The sequence below is a fragment of the Pseudomonas sp. HMWF006 genome (assembly GCF_003061205.1).
GTDB classification, from domain to species: Bacteria; Pseudomonadota; Gammaproteobacteria; order Pseudomonadales; family Pseudomonadaceae; genus Aquipseudomonas; species Aquipseudomonas monsensis.
In genome coordinates this window covers 1-5,232 of sequence record NZ_QAIU01000109.1, presented here as the reverse complement: position 1 = coordinate 5,232, position 5,232 = coordinate 1, and the positions used below count along the sequence as shown (strand labels likewise).

Here is a 5,232-nt window from a genome sequence, read left to right as displayed (position 1 = left end):
TTGTACGTCAGCCTCAGTCTGTTCCAGGAAGCGCAGGCCAGCACGGTGATTCTGGCGATGCTGGTGCTGGTGTTTGTGGTGGACTGGTTAAGTGCGTGGAGCCGGCAACGCTGGGTCAAGGCGTAGACGCAGATGCTGGTGAGTGGATATCTGCCAGAAGCTGATTATGCTCAAGGAAACCTTGCACACCCGCGAGGCGCTCAGACTGTGCAGGTTTCATGCGACCGCAAGGGCGGCATTTGCCACAAGGCCAGAGTGCGATAAGCAGTAACGGGGGACTCCGGCCTACAACAATAAGCACAACGGAGAACACCCATGGCCACAACCTACACAACGTCCACCGGCAGTCCACCGCGCAGCGGCGGCATCACCAAGGAAGAGCGCAAGGTCATCTTCGCCTCGTCCCTCGGTACGGTTTTCGAGTGGTACGACTTTTACCTCTACGGCTCGCTGGCGGCGATCATCGCCAAACACTTCTTTGCCGGCGTAAACGAAACCACTGCGTTCATCTTTGCCCTGCTCGCCTTTGCGGCAGGGTTTGCCGTGCGGCCATTCGGTGCGATTGTGTTTGGCCGGCTCGGCGACATGATCGGGCGCAAACACACGTTCCTGATCACCATCGTGATCATGGGGATCTCGACCGCTATCGTCGGCTTGCTGCCCGGTTACGCGACCATTGGCGTCGCCGCGCCGATCATCCTGATCACCCTGCGCTTGCTGCAAGGCCTGGCGCTGGGCGGCGAGTATGGCGGCGCCGCGACTTACGTGGCCGAACACGCGCCACGCAACAAGCGCGGCTTCTTCACCTCGTGGATTCAAACAACCGCAACGCTGGGCCTGTTTTTGTCGTTGCTGGTGATTCTCGCCTGCCGCACCGCGCTGGGCACCGAAGCGTTCGAAGCCTGGGGCTGGCGCATTCCGTTCCTGCTGTCGATTCTGCTGCTGATCATCTCGGTGTACATCCGCCTGCAACTGAGCGAGTCGCCGGTGTTCCAGAAAATGAAGGCCGAAGGCAAGGCATCGAAAGCGCCGCTGACCGAATCCTTCGCCCGTTGGGACAACCTGAAAGTGGTGATCATGGCGCTGCTCGGCGGCACGGCTGGCCAGGCCGTGGTCTGGTACACCGGGCAGTTCTATGCGCTGTTCTTCCTGTTGCAGACCCTGAAGATCGACCCACAGACCGCCAACCTGCTGATCGCCGGTTCACTGCTGATCGGCACGCCATTCTTCGTGATTTTCGGTAGCCTCTCCGACCGCATCGGGCGCAAGCCGATCATCATGGCCGGGTGCATTCTGGCAGCGCTGACCTACTTCCCGATCTTCCATGCGCTGACCCAGTACGGAAATCCCGACGTGTTCATCGCCCAGGAGAAGAACCCGGTCAAAGTGATCGCCAATCCCGATCAGTGTTCGTTCCAGTTCGACCCGGTGGGCAAGGCCCGATTCACCAGTTCCTGTGACCTGGCCAAGACCCTGCTGGCGAAACGGGCGATCCCGTATGAGAACGTGATTGCCGAACCCGGCACCATCGCGCAAGTGCGCATTGGCGACAAAGTGGTCGAGAGTTTCGAAGGCAGTGCGCTGCCCGCTGCCGACTTCAAGACGCGCAACGATGCCTTCACCGCGACCCTCGGCACCGCACTCAAGGACGCCGGTTACCCGGAGAAAGCCGACCCGGCAAAAACCAACTACCCAATGGTGCTGCTCCTGCTGACCGTGCTGGTGATCTACGTGACCATGGTCTATGGCCCGATCGCCGCGTGGCTGGTGGAACTGTTCCCGACGCGCATCCGCTACACCTCGATGTCGCTGCCCTATCACATTGGTAACGGCTGGTTTGGCGGCTTCCTCCCGACAGTGGCGTTCGCCATGGTCGCCGCCACCGGCGATATCTATTACGGCTTGTGGTACCCGATCGTGATTGCCGTGATGACCGCGGTACTCGGCATATTCTTCCTGCCGGAAACCAAGGATCGCGACATTCTCAAGGATTGAACCGAATCCCTGTAGGCGCTGCCGCAGGCTGCGGTAGCGCCTACAGCGGTTGGCGCAAGCGCATAAATGACCGCTCGTCGCCACCTGTAAGATCTGACAGGTGCGCTTTACCCCACAACGCGCTCTGATAACTCCTGCCGGTCCACCACGCAGGAGCCTCATTCATGATCACCTCAACCCCACCGGACAACAACGTCCTCGTCCTGAGGCCGCCAATCGTCAACGGCCAAACCAGGCCCGTGGTAGGTGCACACATCGGTCTGCCCCTGGTGGCCTACGACCTGGTCACCGACGGTAAAGGCGCGGTTGTCCTCGTCGACCCTCCGCTGGACGACACCATGGACCCCGGGGATGTCATGGAGCTTTGGCTTGAAGGCGAGTCGGCTGCACTGGACAGCAAAACCATTGAGGATCCGGATGTGCGCACCACGTTGCGCATTCCCAAGGACCGACTGCACCCGGACAAGGTCAACGTGCTGTACTACACCATCAGGCGTGGCAGTAACAATCGAGGCGAATCCACGCCGCTGGAAATACTCTATAACCGCATCCGTCCTGGTCTGAAGGATCGGTACGACGCCCCCGGCGGCCATTCCGAACTCGAGTTGCTGCTGCCGGATGTCATCAGAAATGGCGTCGATCCCGATTTCGTCGACGCGCAGGTCAGCGTTTCATACCCGTACTGCAGGGCCTACGACAGCATTACCCTCAAATGCAACGGCGAGCAGATGACCGTCAAGGTGAAGCCGACCGAGGCTCCACCACCACCCAACCCAGGCTCGGAAGTCCCGATCACCATTCACTTCACTGTGGATCGCGCATTTCTCGACAAAGCCAAACGGCTGGACCAGAAACTGCATTTTTCCTACACCGTCACCGACCAGATTGGCAACGGCCCGGACACTGACGCGCCGTGGTCGCCGGTGCAGACCGTGGATGAGGATCTGGATGGTACGCGCCTGCCGATGCCGATTCTGCTGGAACGCAAAGAAGACTTTCCGGGGGATGACGCGAGCATCATTGACCTTGAGAAACTCGCCGGCAATCCGTTGCTGATCGTTGTGATGACGGCGGACAACCGTTTTGTCGTGGGCGATGACGTCATCGCGACCTATACCGCAACAAACACAGGCCAACCCGCCGATGTAGTAATACCCGTTTCCGGCAAAGTGGAAGCGGATCCTTTCGGCGCGAAGAAAACCTTGTTCCTTGAAATCGCCAACGACAAGATTTTCCCTGGCAGTAGCGTGACGGTCACCTACGAGTTGCGCAGGTCCAACGGTGATCTGGTGGCCAACTCCAACACGGCTAAAGCAACGGTGACAGGGACCAACCCGATAGAACTGCTGCCGCCATTTCTGGTGGCACCGGCGGTCGACCCGATTGATGTGCTGGCCTATCCGAACGGCGTGACGGTGCGGATCGAATACCTCCAGGCCCTTGACGGGGACAAAGCTCGGCTGGTGGAGGTCAATCCGCCGGCGGGTGCGCCGAAGTTTCCATTGGTGCCATTCAATACCAACAAGCGGGTGAACACGGTGCTGAGTCCGGCGTTTCTAGAGGCTCGGCAAGGCCAGGTGATCGAACTGCATTGGAGCCTGAATCGCAACAATCAACAGGCTGGCCGCTCAACAGAGCTGAACTTAACGATATTGAAACTTCCTGCGGTCCTGTTTTTTATCAACGCCCCTTACCTCATCGCCCCTGCGGGTCGATTGAAAGAAGTCGTTATTCGCGTTGGCTCCGAGGCTCAACCGATTGCTGATGCAAAAGTGACGTTGACCCTTCCTGATGGCTTCAGATACGCCGATGGCGGCTCGGGTGATCGCGAGTTCATTAGCGATGCTTTGGGTTTGATCACCGTTAATGACATTAAAGGTTCGAGCCGTCCGGGCGAAGTCGCCCTGATTGCGACCCATGCAGGTCGAACAGAAAGCGCTACGGTCGTTGTTCAGGCTCATGGGCCGGTAGGCAGGATTGAGATGGTAGCCCAGCCTCACACGATCATCTTCAGTCGAGATGGCAAGAGGGCCTATGTCGGTTGTGATTCCCCAGATTCCATCGCTGTCATTGATACCGCCTCGAACACCGTAATAGACAGATACTTGGTCGGGACCGCCCAGTATGATTTTGCTTTAAGCCCAGACGACAAATTCCTGTATGTCACCGCTGTGCTTAATGCAAAAAACACGCTCTACATCCTTGAAGCGGCCACAGGGAAAACCGTCAAAACAATAGACAGCACGCAGGACCAGACACATATATTTTTCAAGCCAGATGGAACAGAATTTTTTAGGTGCCTTAATGGATATGGAATCTCTCTCACCAATACAGCAACAGAGCTTCCGCGCAGCCTGGCTACTCTAAAAAACCCAGCATCAGGTACATTTACTAATGACGGGAAACTTCTTTACGTGTGTATCACTACCCCGGGATCTTCTGTCGCGGTTATCGAAACCGCCACCCTCAAGGTGCTGCGTAATATCACCATAGCCCCAAATGCAAGTTACTGCGCGCTCAGCCCTGATAACAGCCGCCTATATGTCGTCCATTACAGTGATACCCCGTATCCAGGGGTGACGGTAATCGACACCAGCAACGACAAGCCCATCACGAACATACCAACTGCCCAATCCAGGCACCTCGTATTAAGTTCAGATGGAGACTTTCTATATGTCCCATCCCGAGCAAGCCAATCGGTACTGGTGATTGACACAAAAAACTTCAGTACTCGCAACATCCCGGCACCGGGTAGTTATCATGGACTTGCACTCACCCCAGATGACTCGCGCCTTTTTGTGTGTCTCGCTGATAGCCGTGCGATAGATGTCTTTCAGATTGACAATACAGCAGATAATTTAGAATGGAGCGAACCCGGTTTACAGCCATAACAGGCAATCCGGGAACAGAAAAAACTTTTCACTGGAACAATCATCGCTCGGTAGTTAGTACAAAAGATCGCAGCCTTCGGCGACTCCTGCAAAAATCAGGAACTGCCGAAAGTTGCGATCTTTTGCTTTTGAGGGCTTACCCGATTCGCACCGGTCCGCTAACAGTTAGCCGCACTCTGACCACTCGTCGAAAACCCCAACCCACCTGTCAGATCTGACAGGTGCCAACTTCACCGTCCCGGTGCCTAATCACTCCATCGCCCCCCACTCGGCAGGAGTGCCCTTCAATGCTCGTTCAACCCCGCAAAGACATCAACACACTCGCCTTGAACGATCCGGAAATCAC

General features: G+C 56.9%; 2 protein-coding genes and 1 pseudogene. All 3 read left to right on the top strand.

Going from position 1 to position 5,232, the window contains the following annotated elements:
• Positions 1 to 126 (top strand): annotated as a pseudogene (locus DBR24_RS04225) (phosphonate ABC transporter, permease protein PhnE); the annotation flags it as partial.
• Between the two features lie 189 nt (positions 127 to 315).
• On the top strand, positions 316 to 1,995 hold the full coding sequence (locus DBR24_RS04220) for an MFS transporter (RefSeq protein ID WP_128614005.1): 1,680 nt from the start codon (positions 316 to 318) through the stop codon (positions 1,993 to 1,995).
• 164 nt (positions 1,996 to 2,159) lie between these two features.
• The gene (locus tag DBR24_RS04215; RefSeq protein WP_128614004.1) at positions 2,160 to 4,886 is read left to right on the top strand and encodes a YncE family protein; all 2,727 of its coding nucleotides are present in this window, start codon (positions 2,160 to 2,162) and stop codon (positions 4,884 to 4,886) included.
• Positions 4,887 to 5,232: the final 346 nt, after the last annotated feature.

Excerpts from the sequence above, each read along its gene's own strand:
- DBR24_RS04220 (WP_128614005.1), top strand. The coding sequence starts at position 316 with ATGGCCACAACCTACACAACGTCCACCGGCAGTCCACCGCGCAGCGGC.
- DBR24_RS04215 (WP_128614004.1), top strand. The coding sequence starts at position 2,160 with ATGATCACCTCAACCCCACCGGACAACAACGTCCTCGTCCTGAGGCCG.